This window comes from Arthrobacter sp. Soil736, from assembly GCF_001428005.1.
In the GTDB taxonomy this organism is placed as follows: Bacteria; Actinomycetota; Actinomycetes; order Actinomycetales; family Micrococcaceae; genus Arthrobacter.
Genome location: NZ_LMSB01000012.1, coordinates 19,508 through 36,161 on the forward strand (window position 1 = coordinate 19,508; position 16,654 = coordinate 36,161).

Below are 16,654 nucleotides of genomic sequence, written 5' to 3' on the forward strand. Positions count from 1 at the left end.
AAGTTTGGAAAGTCAGTGAGAAAAGCTCTCACCAAATTATGTAACTAATCTGCGCTTGGCGTCAACTATTTGTTACATGTTCCTCACCGCCGGCGACTCGGGCCTTTACGAGGCCACTTCCTGGCCCTGCCCGACAGGCTGGCCAATGATGCCGGACACGAATTCCGTGGCTGCTGGTCCGAGCTGGCGGTGCACCGCCCCGAATAGGCTGTAGGCCTCGCTGCTCGGCCAGCCTGAGGGCTGGAGCTCGCGCGGCAGATAGGGGTCGCGGAAAGGGAAGCGGCGAAAGTCGCCAATGATGTGCATCCGCTCGATAAGGGCCGTTCGCCCATCCTTGCCAGCGTTTGAAGCCTCGTCATTCGAGTCTGCATATGTCCGGATGAACTGCTGATAGTCGGCGCCGAGCTGCTCAAGGTCCCAGCAGCGCGCCGCCAGGTCCCGATCCTCCTGCAGGTCGCCGGTCCCGCACCAGAGGGCATCAACTTTGGCCAATGGATACTCCGCTGCGATTTCGCGGACCTCGGACATTAAGTCGTGGGGGCTCAGCCACGTGGATGGCGACAACTGGCCGAAGCCATGCCATGCCAACTGCTTCCGGAGCTGTTCGCGGACGGCGCGTTCTGATTCCGGGACCTGGTAGATGGCCATTGTCCATCGGCCTTCCCAGTTTTCCTCGCGTCGTTTGAAGATGCGCTCGCGACCCTCGTTCAGGATCTCCAGCATGTGGGGGGTGAGGGAGTACACCGTTTCGCGACCTACGCGACGGGTGGTGAACCAGCCCTCCTTGCGCAGGCGGGACAGGTTGACTCGAACCGTGGCCGCCTCGATGTCAAAGACGGCGAGGAGCTCTGTGATGTCCGCCAGGCGCACCTCGCCCCCGGCGTAGCGAAGGTAATCCCCGAAAAGATCCAGGATTAAGGCTCTGGGTTTCCACTGCATAAGGCTCCTCTAGTGCTTGACCGCGTGTCTAAATCATCCAATACAAAACGTGCAACAAACCTATTGACGACCAACGGATTTATGTTACATTCGATTGTGGGTCAGATCACAGACGATCGATCCCCTCATCTCTGGCACACCACAACGTTGTGTATAGCACTTGGAGTCCCTCATGGCTTTCCCCCAATCCTCTTCGTCGATGCGGCCCGTCAAATCGCCGGCCATCGTCATCTTTCTCTGTTTCCTGGCAATCGTCTTTGACGGCTACGACTTGGTTGTCTATGGCGCAATCGTTCCCAAGCTCTTGGCCTACGAGGCTTGGGGACTAACCCCCGTGGAAACCGGTGCCATCGGCAGCTATGCGTTGGCTGGCATGTTCATTGGCGCCATCCTCATCGGGTACCTCACGGACGTCGTCGGCCGCCGGACGGTCATGATGGTTTCCATAGCGGCCTTCTCGCTTCTGATGCTCATGACTGCGTGGGCGCCGACGCCTGGGCTCTTCGGGTTGTTCCGTTTCCTGGCAGGACTCGGACTGGGCGGTGTCATCCCGACGGCAATCGCCCTGACCGTTGAGTTCTCCAAGTCGAACCGACGCAACTTCAATAACGCCCTGATGTTCTCCGGCTACGCCGTCGGCGGGATTCTCGCCGCGCTGCTCGCCCTCGCCTTTCTGCCTTCACTCGGATTCCAGGGAATGCTGGCCCTGGGCGGCGTTCCACTCCTCGCCGTTGTCCCCCTGCTGTTCAAGTTCCTTCCCGAATCCCCGGCCTTCCTCGCAGCCAAGGGGGACCGGGCACAGGCGGAACGCATAACCGCCGATTACGGGCTGGAACCACTACCCGAAGCACCGGCACGGGACGAGGCACCCGTAGCCGGCCGTTTCCGCACCCTGCTGACCGGGCGCCTGCTTGGCGCGATGATCCTCTTCTGCCTGGCCGGTATCTGTGGCCAGACCCTCGTATACGGGCTGAACACCTGGCTGCCGCAACTCATGGTCATCGCCAAATACTCACTGGCTTCCTCCCTAACATTCCTCCTGACGGTCAACATCGGCGCCGTCGTGGGCGTGCTCGTGTCCTCCCGCCTGGCCGACCGCTTCGGCCCCCGGCCGGTCACCGCGACCTCGTTCGCCAGCTCCGGATTCGCTTTGGTTCTCATGGGAACCGGGATCATGCCACTTCCCATCATGTACCTGCTGGTCGCAGTCGTGGGCTTCGGCTCAGTGGGAGCCCAGATCCTGGTCAACGGCTTCGTCGCAACCTACTTCTCGGGCACAACGAGGGCCACAGCCCTGGGCATAACGCTGGGCATCGGGCGGATCGGCGCGGTCCTGGCCATCTCCGGCGGCGGCGTCCTGGTCGCCGCCTCGCTGGGCAACTTCATCAACTTCTCCGTCTGGGCCATCGCGGCAGCAGTGGGCGTGGTCGCCGTACTCTCCGTACCGCGGCTTCAGACCGAGGCTGCGAAGACCGGTGAGGGCACGGCTGCTGCGCCGGCTGTCTCCACAGACGCTATCCCGCACTAACGCGCCCGCCCGGTTTTATTTGCGGCCACCACCGAAGTGCACGCAACGCACAACGATTAACCGATCAATGACCAAGGAGTTCCCATGAAAACCCAGCGCATCAGCAACCACACCGTGGAATCATTCGACGGCACGCTGATCGGCTTTCGCAAGCTAGGGTCCGGCAGTCCCATCGTCCTTGTCCATGGAAGCATCTCCACCGGCGAGCAATGGCTGGCCGTGGCCGAGCAACTGGCCGGCGCCAATACGGTGTACATCATGGACCGCCGCGGCCGTGGACTCAGCGCCGACGCCGACGCCTACTCTCTACGCAACGAAGCCGACGACATCAAAGCCGTGCTCAACCTCGCCGGTGAGGGATCTGCCCTGCTTGGACACTCCTATGGGGCGATCTGCGCACTCGAGGCCGTGCGCACCGGAGCGTCGGTTTCCTCGCTGGTGCTCTACGAGCCGCCGCTGCCTGTTGACGCGCCTACCGCGGGAGCGGCACTGCAGGAGTACGCAGCAGCAGTAGAGGAGGGAAACGGAGACAAAGCGATGCGCATAGCCGCCGCCCACTTTCTGCGAATCTCCCCGGATGAAACCGAAGCCCTGGCTGCATCGCCGCTATGGCCAGAAATGGTTGAGCTCAGCCCCACCTGGACCCGTGAACTCAGCGAGATAGACCGGACAAACGTCCTCATTCGGGAGTATGTCGAAACTGACGTCCCGACGCTGTTGCTTGTTGGCGAAGCGAGCCCGGCTCACCTGGTCGGTGCAACCAGACGCCTCCAGCAGGGACTGCGGGACGTAACCGAGAGCATTCTCCCCGGGCAGGGTCACATGGCCCACGTTCTGGATCCCGCGGGCGTTGCTGACGCCATCAAGTCATTCCTGCGGCATTAGGCCGGGCACAGGTAAGTCGATGACTCGGGGCCGGCCATCGACTCCCCGGCAGTCATCAGGACCGTCCAGCACTAAGAACCCAACTAAGGAAACCCATGCAAACGCAGCTCATCATCGACAATCAGCCCCGTAACGGCCGTGAAGGTAAGACGTTCGAGCGGAGGAACCCGTTGACGGGCGCCCTCGTGACCGAAGGTGCGGCAGCCGGGGTAGATGACGCACTCGATGCGGTTGAGTCGGCGTCAACGGCATTCAGCACGTGGTCAACTACCGGCCCCACCGAACGTCGGGCCGTGATGCTGAAGGCCGCAGAAATCATGGAGCGGCGAGGCCCCGAGTTCATCGAAACGATGATGTCAGAAGTTGGTGCAGCACAACTCTGGGCCGGGTTCAACGTGTTCCTCACGGCGCAGCTGTTCCGTGAAGCAGCTGGGCTCGTCACCCAGATCCAGGGTGAGACCCTCCCCACGGACAAGCCGGGCACACTCTCTATGACTGTCCGGCAGCCTGCCGGAGTTGTTCTCAGCATGGCCCCTTGGAATGGAGCAGGCGTGCTTGCGGCCCGGGCCATTGCGTACCCCATCGTTTGCGGTAACACGGTAGTCTTCCGTGCGTCGGAAACCAGCCCGAAGACCCATGCGATCATTGCAGAGGTCCTGCACGAGGCGGGACTTCCAGCCGGTGTTCTCAACTTCCTGACAAGCGCACCTGAGGACTCGGACCGGGTTGTGGAATCCATCATCGCGCACCCGGCAGTTCGCCGGATCAACTTCACTGGCTCGACGGCAGTGGGGCGCATCATCGCCGAAAAGGCCGCCCGCCACCTCAAACCGGTATTGCTTGAGCTCGGCGGCAAGGCACCCTTCATCGTTCTCGACGATGCTGACATCGACGGTGCCGTCAATGCGGCCGTCTTCGGCTCCTTCCTCTACCAGGGCCAGATCTGCATGTCGACTGAACGCTTCGTGGTTGACGAGAGTGTCGCCGACCAGTTCGTTTCGAAGTTCGCAGCACGCGCAGCTCAGTTGAGCGCCGGAGACCCCCTTACCGACGAAGCCTGCGTCGTCGGACCCATGATCCGCGAAGAGTCGGGCGCGCGGATCAACGGACTCATTGAAGACGCGCTGGCCAAGGGAGCGGAGCTTGTGGTCGGTGACCGTGCCGACGGTGCTTCGATGCCTGCCACCATCATCGACAAAGTGCGGCCCGAGATGTCGATCTACGATGAGGAAACTTTCGGACCAATCACCACGGTTGTTCGCGTTTCTGGTGTCGAAGAGGCAGTTCAGGTGGCAAATGATACGGAGTACGGTCTCGCGGCCGCCGTTTTCGGGGCCGACAGCACCCGGGCGTTGCAGGTTGCCATGCGAATTCAAGCCGGACACGTGCATGTCAACGGGGCAACCGTGCAGAACGAGGCCCAGGCTCCATACGGCGGCATGAAAAACAGCGGCTACGGCCGGTTCGATGGCCGGGCCGTCATCAACGAGTTCACGGAGCTGAAGTGGATCACGGTGGAGCAGTCCGACCAGCAGTACCCGTTCTGAATACCAAGCCCGACGCATCCGAAAAGGAAAGACATGACCATGCAGGTAACCGCAGCCGTGGCCCGGGAGCCACGGCAACCGCTCACGATTGAAGAGCTTGAGCTGGACGACCTCCGCCCGAATGAAGTACTCGTAAGAATGGTGGCCTCCGGTGTGTGCCACACGGACGCCATCGTGCGTGACCAGGTTTATCCCACACCGTTGCCCGCGGTCCTTGGACACGAGGGAGCCGGAGTCGTGGAGGGGATCGGGGATGCGGTAACTACTGTGCGGCCCGGCGACCATGTCCTGCTGGCAGCCGCTTATTGCGGTAAATGCGACCGCTGCCGGTCCGGCCAGATGGCGTACTGCGAGAACCTCTTCGCGGCAGACTTCGGCGGCCGGAGGCCTGACGGGACCACTGCGCTGAGCAAGGACGGCGAAGTCATTTCCTCCCACTTCTTCGGCCAGTCGTCGTTCGCGACGTACGCCAACGTCGTCGAGGAAAGCATCGTCCGGGTCGATTCCGACGTTCCCCTTAAGGTCGTTGCCCCGCTCGGGTGCGGCATCCAGACCGGAGCCGGCGCGGTCCTCAACGAACTCAAGCCCGACCTGAACAGCACGCTCGTGGTCATCGGCACCGGCGCCGTCGGATTTGGGGCCATCATGGCCGGTGGCGTGGCAGGGTGCGCCCGTATCATCGCCGTCGACATCCACACTTCCAGGCTCAACCTCGCGAAAGAACTTGGGGCGACGGACGTCATCAACACGAAGGAAGCCGACCTGACTGACGAGATCCTTCGCTTGACGGGCGGGCGCGGCGCTGACTACGTGGTGGACACGACCGCACGCCCGGAGCTGCTCCGCAAGGCAGCCGACGCTCTCGCCCTCCGGGGCACCCTGGCGTTGGTCGGCGCTGCCAAACCCGGGACGGAGGTCACGTTCGAGATCGGCCTTTCACTCGTCAAAGGATGGACGTTCAAGACGATCATTCAGGGCAGCTCGGTACCGCAGGTGTTCATTCCCAAACTCATTCAGTTGTGGAAGGAAGGCCGTTTCCCCATGGACAAGCTGATGCGCAACTATACCCTGGATGACATCAACCGGGGCTTCGAGGACTCCGCCAAGGGAGCCGTGATCAAGCCCGTCATTGTGTTCTAGTCTCAAGCGGTCCTAAGGCCCGAAACTGCAAAAGTGTAAAAAGGGGGAGGACGACGGCGGTGCCCACCGCCGTCGCTCTCCTCCTCTGTTTGTCCCGGGCGTGGTAGCCGCGAAAGTTTTGGGATGGCCTACAGCGCTAGCGGATCTCCGAGAACAAAACGGCTGCCGTGTGCGGCACGAGCCCGTCGAAGAGGGTGCGCGGTGTTGGCGCCATAGGAAAGGTAATCACCGGGTTGGAGGCGCTGCGGCGAGTCGCCGGGGCCGACGTCGGCGATGCCGCTGATCAGGATGACGTGTTCGACCGCGCCCTGTCCGTGCGGTTGTGTGATCTTGGGGAAGCCTGGTTCGGCCCGGACGAAATAGATGTCACGTCGGGCGTTCGGTGGGCTGGTCGACAACAAGGCAGTGAAGTGCGAACCCGCTTCGGAGGTGATGACGGTAGCTTCGCCGGCCCGGATGAAGGTCGTGTTGGTTGCCGGCCCTTCCACCAGCTGCGCGAACGGCACGTTCAACGCATCCCCGATCGCCCACAGTGTCTCGACACTGGGGTTAGCGCTGCCCGACTCGAGCTGCGACACGGTGGCTTTCGAGACTCCCGCGAGCCGGGCCAATTCGGTAGGCCTCCCCGTCTCGGCAGTGGTCTCCCAATACCTCGATTGGCGCCTCCTCTTTATGCTCTCTGCACTGCTCGCCGCCATCGCAGTCGTGCTCGTCTGGCGGATCATCCCCGCGAGCACCGTGCGGAGCGAAGGACGCTTCGACATCGTCTGGGCCATCGGGCTCGGGGCGGGGTTTGCTGCCGTCCTCCTCGGCGTCTCGAAGGGCAGCAGCTGGGGATGGACTGGTGATGAGCGACGCGCCGCCCTCTGCCGCTGCAGCGTCGAACGGCATCAATGCCGTGATGCGGACCCTTGGGGGAGCCATCGCAAGCGCGATGCTTGACGTGGTGCTCGCGTCGCAGGCCGTGACTGTAGGCGGTTCGACTTCCCCGAGTGAACGGGGATTCCGGCTGGCGTTCACTTCATGCGAAAGCGGACGACGGCGGGAAAGTTCCCGCAGTCGTCCGCTTCTCAGTTTGGTGCCGGCTGGCTACAGCCGGTTATTACTTGGTGACCAGAAGTCCGGTGTCCCAGTTGAAGTCGGCGAACTCCGGGTTGGCCTGCATGGTCATAAGGACGAACTGGAAGCCTTCGAGTTCGCGGGCTCGCTTGAGCGGACCGACCACCAGGGGGCGCATGCCGCCGCCGCTGACGAAGCTGCTGACAGCAGCGTTGGCCTCTGCATTGTCGCCGGCGATGAAGACGTCCAGCGGCTGTCCGCCTGACTCGCCGGCCACGAGAGTGCCGGCAAAGGTCGTGTTGAATGCCTTGACCACGTTGGCGTCTGCGGGGGCAACCTTCGCGATTTCCTCGGCCGCGGAGTTGCCGGGCTCAACGACCAGCGAATCGAAGGTCTCCAAGTTCACCGGGTTGGTTATGTCCACGATGGTCTTGCCGGCCAATGCGGCGCCATAGGCGCTGACCACGGATTTGGCGGCATCGAACGGGACCGCCAGAACCACGATAGCGCCCCGCGGAGCGTCGGCGGTGGTACCGAAGGAGACGCCGGTGCCAAGCTCGGCGGCCAGTTCCTGCGCCTTGGCGGCGTCCTGTCCGAGGATCTGCACGGTGAGGCCGGCAGCGAGGGCACGGGTGGCAATGCCGCGCGCCATGTTGCCGTTGCCGATGATAGTGAGGTTGGTCATTGGAGTCTTCTTTCCGAGTATGCGGGCCAGGAGGGTTTTCATCAGATTCTGTTCTACTTGGGAGCGATGCTTGAAGCTACAACTAAATGTACGCCGAAGAAGTTGAAGCGTCAAGTATTTGTCCAACCGTTCGTTTGCTTTTGCCGGCTCTTGCTCAGTAGCATCAAGTCCAACCAAACGTTTGGAGATTGAGTGGAGCACGAAGGCAAAGCGCTGGCAGCCGACGAAACGGACGCACATCATCACCGAATCGTCGGCTTGGCTTCCGTCCATGTAAGGGCCGTGGTCACCTGGGTGGCGATCTTTCCGCTGGCTGCAATAGGAATGACGGTGTTGGCCGCCCTGGCGCCGAGGTGGCATCCGGTCCTGCGCGCTTTTACGCTCACCCTCGTGGTGGTACCCACTGCCGTCTACGTGGCTGTGCCCCGCCTGCTCCTGATCCAGGCGCGGCTGGCCCAAGCGGCAGCGCGCACCCGATCGCATCGCCGCGCGAAACGCCAGACGAGGGTTCGCAAATCCTGTCGCGATGCTTGATCGTCCCGCCCATTGAGCCATGATTCTCCTGGTGGGGGCGTTCAGTATTTAGCGCGGACCACTGGTCAGCTTTTGCGGTAGACGTCGATCACGGCGGAGGCGTCGCGGGCTGCAAGTCCCAGGGCCGCGGCGCGTTCCAGGACGGCGACTGTGGCCGTGGCCATCCCGCCTTCGAAGCCAACCCGCTCGGCCGTCTCGCCAACCAGGGCTGCGTCCTTGAGGAAGATGTCCACGCGTGCCGCGATGTCACCGGTGTTCGCGTCGAGCATCCGGGGACCGTAGTTTTCCAGCATCCAGGATCCGCCGGCGCCTCCCTTGACCGCGTCGAAGACTTTGCCCGTATCGAGTCCGAGCCGTTCGGCGAAGGCAAGGGCTTCTGCGGCTACCACCAGCTGGCTGGTCGCCAGGAGCTGGTTGACGATCTTGTAGGACTGTCCGTCACCGATGTTGGGCCCGGAAATGACTACCTTTCCCATGGTTTCCAGCACGGGGCGTATCCGTTCGATGGCGTCTGCGTTGCCGGCCGCAAAAAGCGTAAGGGCTCCGGCAACTGCTCCCGGGATTCCTCCGGTGACCGGAACGTCCAGCAGGACCGGGCCCCCGGCTGGGCGTTCGGCTGCCGCCATGAGTTATATAAATTCCTTATAAGTGACCAATGGTTCTGCGACGCGCTGCTTGGGACTCCTGCACGTCCGTGATCCAGCGCGCCAAGGCCGTGACGTCGTCTTGGCTAATGCTGTGTCCACCGGCCGAGCGGACGCCCACTGTCTGTGCGCCTGACCCGTCGGTGAGATAGCTCCAAGTGGATTTCAGCAGCTCTGCCGGTATGACTGAATCGCCGTCACCGTGGGCAACGAACATGGGAGTGCCGTGGAGCCGGCCCGGTGTAGTGGGCACGCCGGCGTCGAAGGGCAGTGTTCCATGAAGAATTGCCGCGCCTGCGAAGCGTTCCGGATCGTTGAGGATGAGGCCTCCGGCGAAGGCGGCACCTCCGCTGAACCCCACGAGAATCACTGGCCGTGCAGCAGGGGCGACAGTTTCCAGCCAGTCTCGGAACCATGCCATGTTTGCTACCAAGGACTCGGCTACGGGGCGGCCGATTCCACGGTTGGCGAACCAGGCAAATCCTGGACCTTCGGCGATGGGGGCCCGCACCGCTGCATAGCTCGGACCGAGCGGGAGGTAATCGGCCAACGCGAGAATGTCTGTTTCGCGCGATCCTCGCCCATGCAGCAGAACCACAAGGGGCTTGTCTGGACTGTCCGGAGTTTGCCACGCAACGGCCGCATCAGGCAATTGGCTCATGCAGCTACTCCGGTAACTTCGTCAGTGGTCCCGAACTCGGCGATGTTGGTCAATGCGTAAGTCAACGCGGCCCCGTGCCAGTCCGCGTTGATGCTCGACGCCGCATCTGTGACGAGGACGGCTCGGTAGCCGTGGTCCGCAGCGTCACGAAGGGTGTGTTCCACGGCCATGTTGGTCCAGACGCCTGCCACCACCACGGTGGTGACACCTGAATTCCTTAGCAGCATGTCCAGGCCCGTGCCGTTGAAGCTGCTCATCCGATTGCGGATCAGGACAGGTTCGTCCGCCCGTGCCTCCAAGCCTTCCAGTGCATCTGCGCCCCATGTGCCGAGCTTGAGCGATTCCGGGCCGATCATCCGGAAGATGGGAGCGTTGCTGCCGCCGAATTCACCGCCCGGGTAGAAGACGATGCGGTTGTGGATGACCGGAATGGATTCGTTGCGGGCCCACTCGAGCAGTTGGCGAACGTGGGGGACCAGGTCTTGTTCAGCTGCGTGGTCGGCGGCACCGAACGAGGCGAAGGCCCCGTCCGGATGGACGTTATCGTTCTGAAGATCGACCAGTAGCAGAGCGGTCTTGCTGAGGTCGAGGGGCGTGTGTCCATGGTGACTCCTGTATGCGCGTCTTATTCGTCAAGATTACTTTAAACTACAACTGTCGTTTCGAGGTATTCTATTTCCGTGACTTTCGTCCGCAGCCTCCCCTCCCATTTCACGCCGAAAGCCTGGACCTGCAATGGCAGGTCCAGGCTTACGCATTCGGCCGTCAACGCCGGGGGAGTACTGCGGCGGATCAGCTTGCGGGGTCGACCAGAAGTTTCATCTTTTGGCCGGCCCGGAGCTGTTCGAATCCCTGCTCGATGACGCGGGTGAGAGGGACGTCCTCCACCCACCCGGTGGTTTTGTAGTGGCCCTTCGCCATCAGGTCGATGACTGCTGAGTAGTCGGCTCCGGTGTAGCAGATGGTCCCTTGGATGCGTCGCTCCCGCAGAACAAGGTTGATGAGGGGTGTCGGCAGGGGTTTCTCGTAGATCGCCACGCTGACAAGCGGGCGGCGTTCGCCGAGGCATTCCAGGGCTGATTGGACGGCAGGGGCGACCCCGGCGGCATCGAAGGCGGCGTCGACCCCGTCACCGTTGGTCCGGTCAGCAATGAGAGCGGTCACGTCCTGGCTGCTCGGATCCAGTGTCCGAGCACCGAGTGCCTCGATGGACCTGCGGCGGGTCTCCGATGGTTCAACGACGTCGATTTCGGTCAGCCCCATCCCGCGGAGGGCGAACCAGAGGCCAATGCCGATGGGCCCTGCGCCGTAAATCAGCGCCCTGCTCTGGTCGTTGACCTCACCCATGGTGGCGGCGTGATAGGCCACGGACATGGGTTCGACCAGGGCCCCCATCTCAAGCGACACGTTGTCGGGGAGTTTGTGCACCTGGTTGACAGGCACGACCGTGTATTCGGCCATGCCCCCGTCCGCCATCAACCCGTGGAATCCGATGACGTTGCAGAGGTTATACGCACCAGTCCGGCATGGACGGCACTCGCCGCAGCGGTAGATGGGCTCGACGGCGACGCGGTCACCCACGTGGACATCCGTGACGTTCTTGCCCACTTCTGTCACCAGACCCGAGAACTCATGGCCCAGCGTCAAGGGCATGCATCGGCCTGTGAGCGGGTGAGGGTCGGTTGGCGGAATGAAGATCGGCCCGTCGTAGTACTCGTGGAGGTCGGTGCCGCAGATCCCGTTGCGGCTGACCTTGATCTTCACCTGGCCTTCGCCCGGGGACGGCTCCGGAATGTCCTCAATCTCAAGTTTGTTCTTGCCGTAGTACACCGCTGCGCGCATGGCGCCTCCTAAATGTCGTGGTCAGCTTCAGATGGTCCGGATGAGTTTCTTGTTCGCGAACTCGTTGAGTCCGAATTTGCCGAGCTCGCGGCCGATCCCGGAGCTCTTGACTCCGCCGAACGGCAGGTCCGGGGCGCTCTTTATGGTGGTGTTGATTCCCACCATGCCGACCTCGAGGCGGTCGGTGACGTAGGCCGCCTGCTTCTCGTCGTCCGTGAACACCGCGCTGCCGAGCCCGTACGGCGAATCGTTGGCCATCTCAATCGCTTCGTCCACTGAATTGACGCGGTAGAGGATGGCGACCGGCCCGAAGAGTTCTTCGCGAAAGGCGCGCATTTCCGGTGTGACGCCGGAGAGGACCGTGGCCGGGTAATAGGCGCCGCGGCCTTCCGGGACCACTCCGCCCAGATGGACTGTCGCCCCCTTTGACACGGCGTCATCGACTTGTTCGGCGAGTTCTGCGCGAGCCTGGGCGGAGGACATCGGACCGAGGCGGGTGTCCTCGCTCATGGGGTCTCCGCTTTGCCATTCCGAGGCTTTGGCCAGGAACTCTTCCAGGAAATTGTCCCAGTTGGAAGCATCGACGATGAGCCTTTTCGATGACGTGCAGGCTTGGCCCGCGTTCCCGAAGCGTCCGGCCGCTGCCGCGCTGGCGGCTTTCTTGATGTCGGCGTCGGGGAGCACGAGGAACGGGTCGGAGCCACCCAGTTCCAGGACGCACTTCTTCATGTGGCGCCCGGCGAGCGAACCGATGGCGCTGCCTGCGCGCTCTGACCCGGTCAGGGACACGCCCTGTAGGACGGGACTAGCAATGATGTCGGCGATCTGGTCGGAGGTGGCGAAGATGTTTTGGTAGACGCCTTCAGGGGCCCCGGCGGCGTCGATAAGCTCGGCAATACGCAGAGCCTGTTGCGGACAGTTGCTGGCATGCTTGAGCAGCACAGTGTTGCCCAATAGCAGGTTGGGTGCGACGAAGCGCGCCATCTGGTAGTACGGGAAGTTCCATGGCATGACGCCGAGGAGAGGGCCGATGGGAGCTGTGCGCACCAGCGCCCGGCCGGCGCCTGCGATGTCGAGCTCTTCGTCAGCGAGCAGCTTCTCGCCGGAAGTGGCGTAGTACTCGTAAATGGCGGCGGACAGTTCCACTTCGGCCTTAGCCTGGGTGATCGGCTTACCCATCTCCAGCGTCATCAGCTTGGCAAGGTCGATGGCGTGCTGCCGGTGAAGGTCTGCTATGCGCTGCAAGAGGGCGCAGCGTTCGGCAAGGTCCGTTGCGTGCCAAGACCGGTAGGCAGCGTGGGAGCGAGACAGGGAGGCTGCCACCTCGGCGTCGGTCATGCTGTCGTACTCCTGCACCACATTGCCGCTGGTGGGGTCGACTGTTGCATATTTCTTCATTGAAAGTCTTTCATCCTTGCTGTGGGCAGCCCGGGAAGAACGGCATCGCCTGCTGTCCTTCCCGGGCTTGCGGCTCTGGTGCTGGTCAGGCCGGTGTCAGCGCGTCGGCATCGGTCATAAAGTTCGGATACTGGTTCGAGGCCTCGTCGGCGAGGATGGAACGGTACTGCTTGATGCCACCGAGGTAGAACATGACGGTGCGCTTCTTGCCAGGAATATTGGCCCCGAAGATCCACGAGGCGGCCTGTGGGAAGAGGGTTTGGTGGGCGATATCCGAGCAGGTCTCGGTCCAGGCGGTTTCGGTTTCGGACTTGGCTTCGATCCAGCTCGTGCCGGAGGTCGCGACGTGGCTGATGGTTTCGCTGATCCACTCGACCTGCGCCTCGATTGACGGCGGGAGGTTGGTGAAGGGTCCGTTGGGGCCCAGGATCATGAACATATTGGGGAAACCGCTGGTTGCCATGCCGAGGTAGCTGGTCGGGCCGTCGGCCCAGTGCTCCTTAAGCGTTTCTCCCGCGCGGCCTCGGATGTTGACCCGCACGTAATTGCCGTCCACGGCATCGAAACCCGTTGCACAGATAAGAACGTCAAGTTCGTGCAGGCTGCCGTCAGCCGTGACGATGCCCTGTTCCGTCACTTCCTCGATCGGGTTTTCCTTGACGTTAACGAGGGAGACATTTGAACGGTTGAACGTTTCGTAGTAGCCCGAATCGCACAGCGGCCTGCGGGCGTAGAGATCGGTAGGCGTCAGTTTGCGGCGGGTTTCCGGGTCCTTGACGATTTCGGCGATCTTGCGGCGGATGAACTTCGCTGCCTCTTCGTTGGCGTCCGGGTCGGTGGCGATATCAGAGAAGGTTTCGAACATGAAGCGGAACCCTCCGCCTTCCTCCCAGGTCTGCTGGTAAATCCGTTCGCGCTCTTCCGGGGAGACGCTGAACGTCGGAAGGGCACTCTCCTCGAAGCCCATGGCGACGGACGAGTTCCGTACCTGTTCCCAGTTGGACTCGAAGTTCTCCCGGTGGGCCTGCTGTTCCTGCGCGGTAAGCTGGCGGTTGCCGGCCGGCACGCTGTACTGCGGTGTGCGCTGGAAGGATGTCAGATGAGCTGCCACCGGGGCGGTGGCGGTGATCACCTGGTTGCCGGTGGAACCGTTGCCGATGACACCCACCCGCTTGCCTGCGAGGTCCAGGTCCTCCGGCCAGGCGCCTGTGTGCACCAGCCTGCCTTGGAAGGTTTCCATGCCGGGGAACTTTGGAAGATTGGTGGCCGAGAGCAGGCCGAGGCCGGTGACGAGGAACCGGGACTGGAATGTGACGCCCCGGTCGGTCCGGACAGTCCACGTGCCGGCGGTCTCGTCGAATTCAGCGTCAGTCATGCCGGTTTCGAGCTGGATGTGTTCGCGCAGGCTGTACCGGTCAACGACGCCGTTCAGGTACGCCAGAATCTGCGCCTGGGGCACATACTTCGTGGTCCACGGAGTCTGGTGGTAGAGGTCGCGATCGAACGAGTACTGGTAGACGAAGCTCTCAGAGTCCGAGAGGGCGCCCGGATACTTGTTCCAGTACCAGGTTCCGCCCACGCCTCCGGCGCGGTCAATCGCCACGGCGTCGAGACCGAGCTCGTTGCGCAGTTTGTGTAGCATGTAGATTCCACCGAAGCCTGCTCCAACGACGAGTGCGTCGAGCTGGTGGATCTTCCCGGGGACGGCGTTGTCCATGATGTCTGTTCCTCCGACTAATAGGGCTCTGTGAGATAATTCACTTCGTAATCACCAGTCTGTGGTGGCAAAACCAGGACCTGGTGTACCGATTTGGAACACTTGCGTTCAGCCCGTGACGCCGCGGTTGATACCTGCTCAGCAATAATTCCCACCGCTGATGAGTACCGATTGGCCGACAACCGGGTGGACGGCCCGACATTGCAAAGGGGCAGATATGTCCGATCCCGTACGGGAAGCGCGGGAGCAGTTGATTCGTGTTGGCTTGACTGGCCACTTCAGTACCGACGATGTCGTGCCGGACCTGATTGTTCGAAGCTGGCGCCGGTCGCTCAGCAATGCCGTCGAAAGTACTGCCCCGCCGCAGCGCTATCAGGACGTGGACACGGATTCCCTGCTGTGCCGGGCTGCCGTCCCCGTCCTCGACCGCTGGCAGCATCAGCTTGCTGACACGGGGACCACGCTGTTCCTCAGCGACCGCGGGGGCAGCATCGTTGCCAGACGGACGAGTGACAGCAGTGAGCGTCGGCGCCTTGATGGCGTGCACGCAGCGGAGGGTTTCGACTATTCCGAGGACGCGATCGGAACGAACGGGCTGGGAACGTCGATGGTCGAGAGGCGACCTGTCTTCGTAAAGGGGAGCCAGCACTACAGCGACGCTCTGGCGGTGAATGCGTGCGCGGCTGCGCCCGTGTATTCACCCAGTGGCCTGGTAGTCGGCTCGGTAGCGCTGGCAGGCCCGTCCGAGGCAGCGAACCCCATCATGCTGTCCCTCACCCGGGAGATCAGCCAACAAATCGAGGAGAGGTTCCGGGCGTCGTCCCGGCCTGAAGACCTCGCCCTTGCCATGTCTTTCATGCGCTTCAGCAGCTCGCAACGCCCCACAGTGGTGATGAACCACGAGTCAATCCTGGCCAACACGCCGGGGTTGCCTTACGTCAGCGTTGCATCGCACGTGATGCTCTGGGAACTGCTCAACTCCTACGACTGGTCCTCCAGCAGCACCCTGCGTCGCGCACTGGAGGGCACCCCGATTGAGGTCACGGCACGGAGGGTGGTGGATGGGCCGCGCGAGCACTACGTTGTGCACTTCTCGGATCTGAATGACGCTTCGGATCGCCGTCCTGGACTGGCTTTGCCTTCCCGGACCCCGAGTGTGGGCACGGAGGCGCCGGCACCAAGCCGGCCGGACGCTGCCGTCCAGCTCGTTGATGGACCGCGTGGTTCCGGGAGGGCGACAGCAGCCCGGGGACTCCGCACCGGGCAGGGAAGCACGGCGCGTCTTGAAGTGTTTGTTGTTTCCGCCGAGGCGGCTACACCGTGGACGGCCATGGCGGACTTCCTGGCAGGTGGCACGGACGTGCTCATCCGGCGCGTAGAGGAGATCGCCGAGCAGGAAGTTGTCCATCTGGCCAGCCTTGTGGATGCGCACCGGAAAGCACGGACCGCTGGACAGCGCGCCAGCTGCCTCCTGCTCACATCCTCGCGCGATCAGGCTGCGCTGGCTGTTCAGGCGCTGATCGACACCATCGGACCTGCCAAGCGTACGGACGCCCTGGCCCTGACCCCGGAAATGATCCCCGGACTGGTCAAGGCCATCCTCAACGTCGTTGACCCGGAATCGCGGCACACTATCTCGCCGGCTGCTTTGCAGTCCATGGTCCAGTGGAACTGGCCCGGTAATATCGCCGAACTTGCCGACACTGTGGCGGGCCTGGTCGGCCAGGTGAACGGTTCGGTCATCGAACGTCGGCATTTGCCAAAACATGTGCAGCAGGCGCCGCCGCGACGTCACCTGAACCTTATCGAGACGGCGGAGAGAGGGGCGATCATCAGAGCCCTGGACGCCGCCGGAGGCAACAAATCCGAGGCTGCCGCGCTGCTGGGTATAGGGCGGAACACCCTTTATCGGAAACTGCGCCTGCTTGGACTCGACACGGGCGAGGGGTCGATCTGATTCCGAAGACGGCGGAGTCCGCTATCAGGTCATGCCGCAGCCTTAACAGGTAAAGCACCCCCGGAGGCTCTCCGGGGGTGCTTCGAATGGTGGATCTCTCTAGAGCCGTATGGTTGCG

At 62.6% G+C, this 16,654-nt stretch carries 16 protein-coding genes; 7 read left to right on the forward strand and 9 right to left on the reverse strand.

Features of this window, described 5'->3' with window-relative positions:
* Positions 1-105 precede the first annotated feature (105 nt).
* Positions 106-939 carry a PaaX family transcriptional regulator C-terminal domain-containing protein gene (locus tag ASG92_RS08525; protein WP_082579392.1) on the reverse strand — a complete coding sequence of 278 codons (834 nt, stop codon included), beginning with the start codon at positions 937-939 and terminating at the stop codon, positions 106-108.
* A 172-nt stretch (positions 940-1,111) separates the two neighbouring features.
* Here ASG92_RS08525 and ASG92_RS08530 point away from each other — a divergent pair, with 172 nt between their 5' ends.
* From ASG92_RS08530 to ASG92_RS08545, 4 genes are all read left to right on the forward strand, one after another.
* A complete protein-coding gene (locus ASG92_RS08530) occupies positions 1,112-2,467 on the forward strand; it encodes an aromatic acid/H+ symport family MFS transporter (protein WP_056626804.1) in 1,356 nt (451 codons plus the stop codon).
* Between the two features lie 84 nt (positions 2,468-2,551).
* Positions 2,552-3,352, forward strand: coding sequence for an alpha/beta hydrolase (locus ASG92_RS08535; protein ID WP_056626806.1), 801 nt, complete (start codon positions 2,552-2,554; stop codon positions 3,350-3,352).
* A 95-nt stretch (positions 3,353-3,447) separates the two neighbouring features.
* Entirely contained in the window at positions 3,448-4,899 is a 1,452-nt protein-coding gene (locus tag ASG92_RS08540) for an aldehyde dehydrogenase (protein WP_056626811.1), read from the forward strand.
* A 33-nt stretch (positions 4,900-4,932) separates the two neighbouring features.
* Positions 4,933-6,039: an NAD(P)-dependent alcohol dehydrogenase gene (locus ASG92_RS08545; RefSeq protein ID WP_240987056.1), complete on the forward strand. Its 1,107-nt coding sequence runs from the start codon at positions 4,933-4,935 to the stop codon at positions 6,037-6,039.
* A 128-nt stretch (positions 6,040-6,167) separates the two neighbouring features.
* On the opposite strand, the gene ASG92_RS08550 is transcribed toward ASG92_RS08545, so the two are convergent.
* Positions 6,168-6,617 carry a DNA-binding protein gene (locus ASG92_RS08550; RefSeq protein WP_200951918.1) on the reverse strand — a complete coding sequence of 150 codons (450 nt, stop codon included), beginning with the start codon at positions 6,615-6,617 and terminating at the stop codon, positions 6,168-6,170.
* Position 6,618: 1 nt separating this feature from the next.
* Here ASG92_RS08550 and ASG92_RS29195 point away from each other — a divergent pair, with 1 nt between their 5' ends.
* Positions 6,619-6,981, forward strand: a complete 363-nt coding sequence (locus ASG92_RS29195; RefSeq protein ID WP_200951919.1) for a hypothetical protein — start codon at positions 6,619-6,621, stop codon at positions 6,979-6,981.
* A 160-nt stretch (positions 6,982-7,141) separates the two neighbouring features.
* Here ASG92_RS29195 and ASG92_RS08555 read toward each other — a convergent pair whose 3' ends face one another.
* Positions 7,142-7,783, reverse strand: coding sequence for an NAD(P)-binding domain-containing protein (locus ASG92_RS08555; RefSeq protein ID WP_056626813.1), 642 nt, complete (start codon positions 7,781-7,783; stop codon positions 7,142-7,144).
* A 192-nt stretch (positions 7,784-7,975) separates the two neighbouring features.
* On the opposite strand from ASG92_RS08555, the gene ASG92_RS08560 reads away from it, so the two are divergent.
* Positions 7,976-8,317: a hypothetical protein gene (locus ASG92_RS08560; protein WP_200951920.1), complete on the forward strand. Its 342-nt coding sequence runs from the start codon at positions 7,976-7,978 to the stop codon at positions 8,315-8,317.
* A 65-nt stretch (positions 8,318-8,382) separates the two neighbouring features.
* Here ASG92_RS08560 and ASG92_RS08565 read toward each other — a convergent pair whose 3' ends face one another.
* The 6 genes from ASG92_RS08565 to ASG92_RS08590 form a co-directional block, all read right to left on the reverse strand.
* Positions 8,383-8,943: an NAD-binding protein gene (locus ASG92_RS08565; RefSeq protein ID WP_056626815.1), complete on the reverse strand. Its 561-nt coding sequence runs from the start codon at positions 8,941-8,943 to the stop codon at positions 8,383-8,385.
* 16 nt (positions 8,944-8,959) lie between these two features.
* Entirely contained in the window at positions 8,960-9,622 is a 663-nt protein-coding gene (locus tag ASG92_RS08570; protein ID WP_056626817.1) for a serine esterase, read from the reverse strand.
* Positions 9,619-10,251, reverse strand: a complete 633-nt coding sequence (locus ASG92_RS27220; RefSeq protein ID WP_082579393.1) for a cysteine hydrolase — start codon at positions 10,249-10,251, stop codon at positions 9,619-9,621. The genes ASG92_RS08570 and ASG92_RS27220 overlap by 4 nt, the downstream gene beginning before the upstream one ends.
* Positions 10,252-10,414: 163 nt before the next feature.
* A complete protein-coding gene (locus tag ASG92_RS08580; RefSeq protein WP_056626822.1) occupies positions 10,415-11,464 on the reverse strand; it encodes a 2,3-butanediol dehydrogenase in 1,050 nt (349 codons plus the stop codon).
* Between the two features lie 27 nt (positions 11,465-11,491).
* The gene (locus tag ASG92_RS08585; protein ID WP_056626824.1) at positions 11,492-12,862 is read right to left on the reverse strand and encodes an NAD-dependent succinate-semialdehyde dehydrogenase; all 1,371 of its coding nucleotides are present in this window, start codon (positions 12,860-12,862) and stop codon (positions 11,492-11,494) included.
* Positions 12,863-12,947: 85 nt separating this feature from the next.
* Entirely contained in the window at positions 12,948-14,579 is a 1,632-nt protein-coding gene (locus ASG92_RS08590) for an NAD(P)/FAD-dependent oxidoreductase (RefSeq protein ID WP_056626825.1), read from the reverse strand.
* A gap of 217 nt (positions 14,580-14,796) precedes the next feature.
* Here ASG92_RS08590 and ASG92_RS08595 point away from each other — a divergent pair, with 217 nt between their 5' ends.
* Positions 14,797-16,536, forward strand: a complete 1,740-nt coding sequence (locus tag ASG92_RS08595; RefSeq protein ID WP_162256313.1) for a helix-turn-helix domain-containing protein — start codon at positions 14,797-14,799, stop codon at positions 16,534-16,536.
* Positions 16,537-16,654 lie beyond the last annotated feature (118 nt).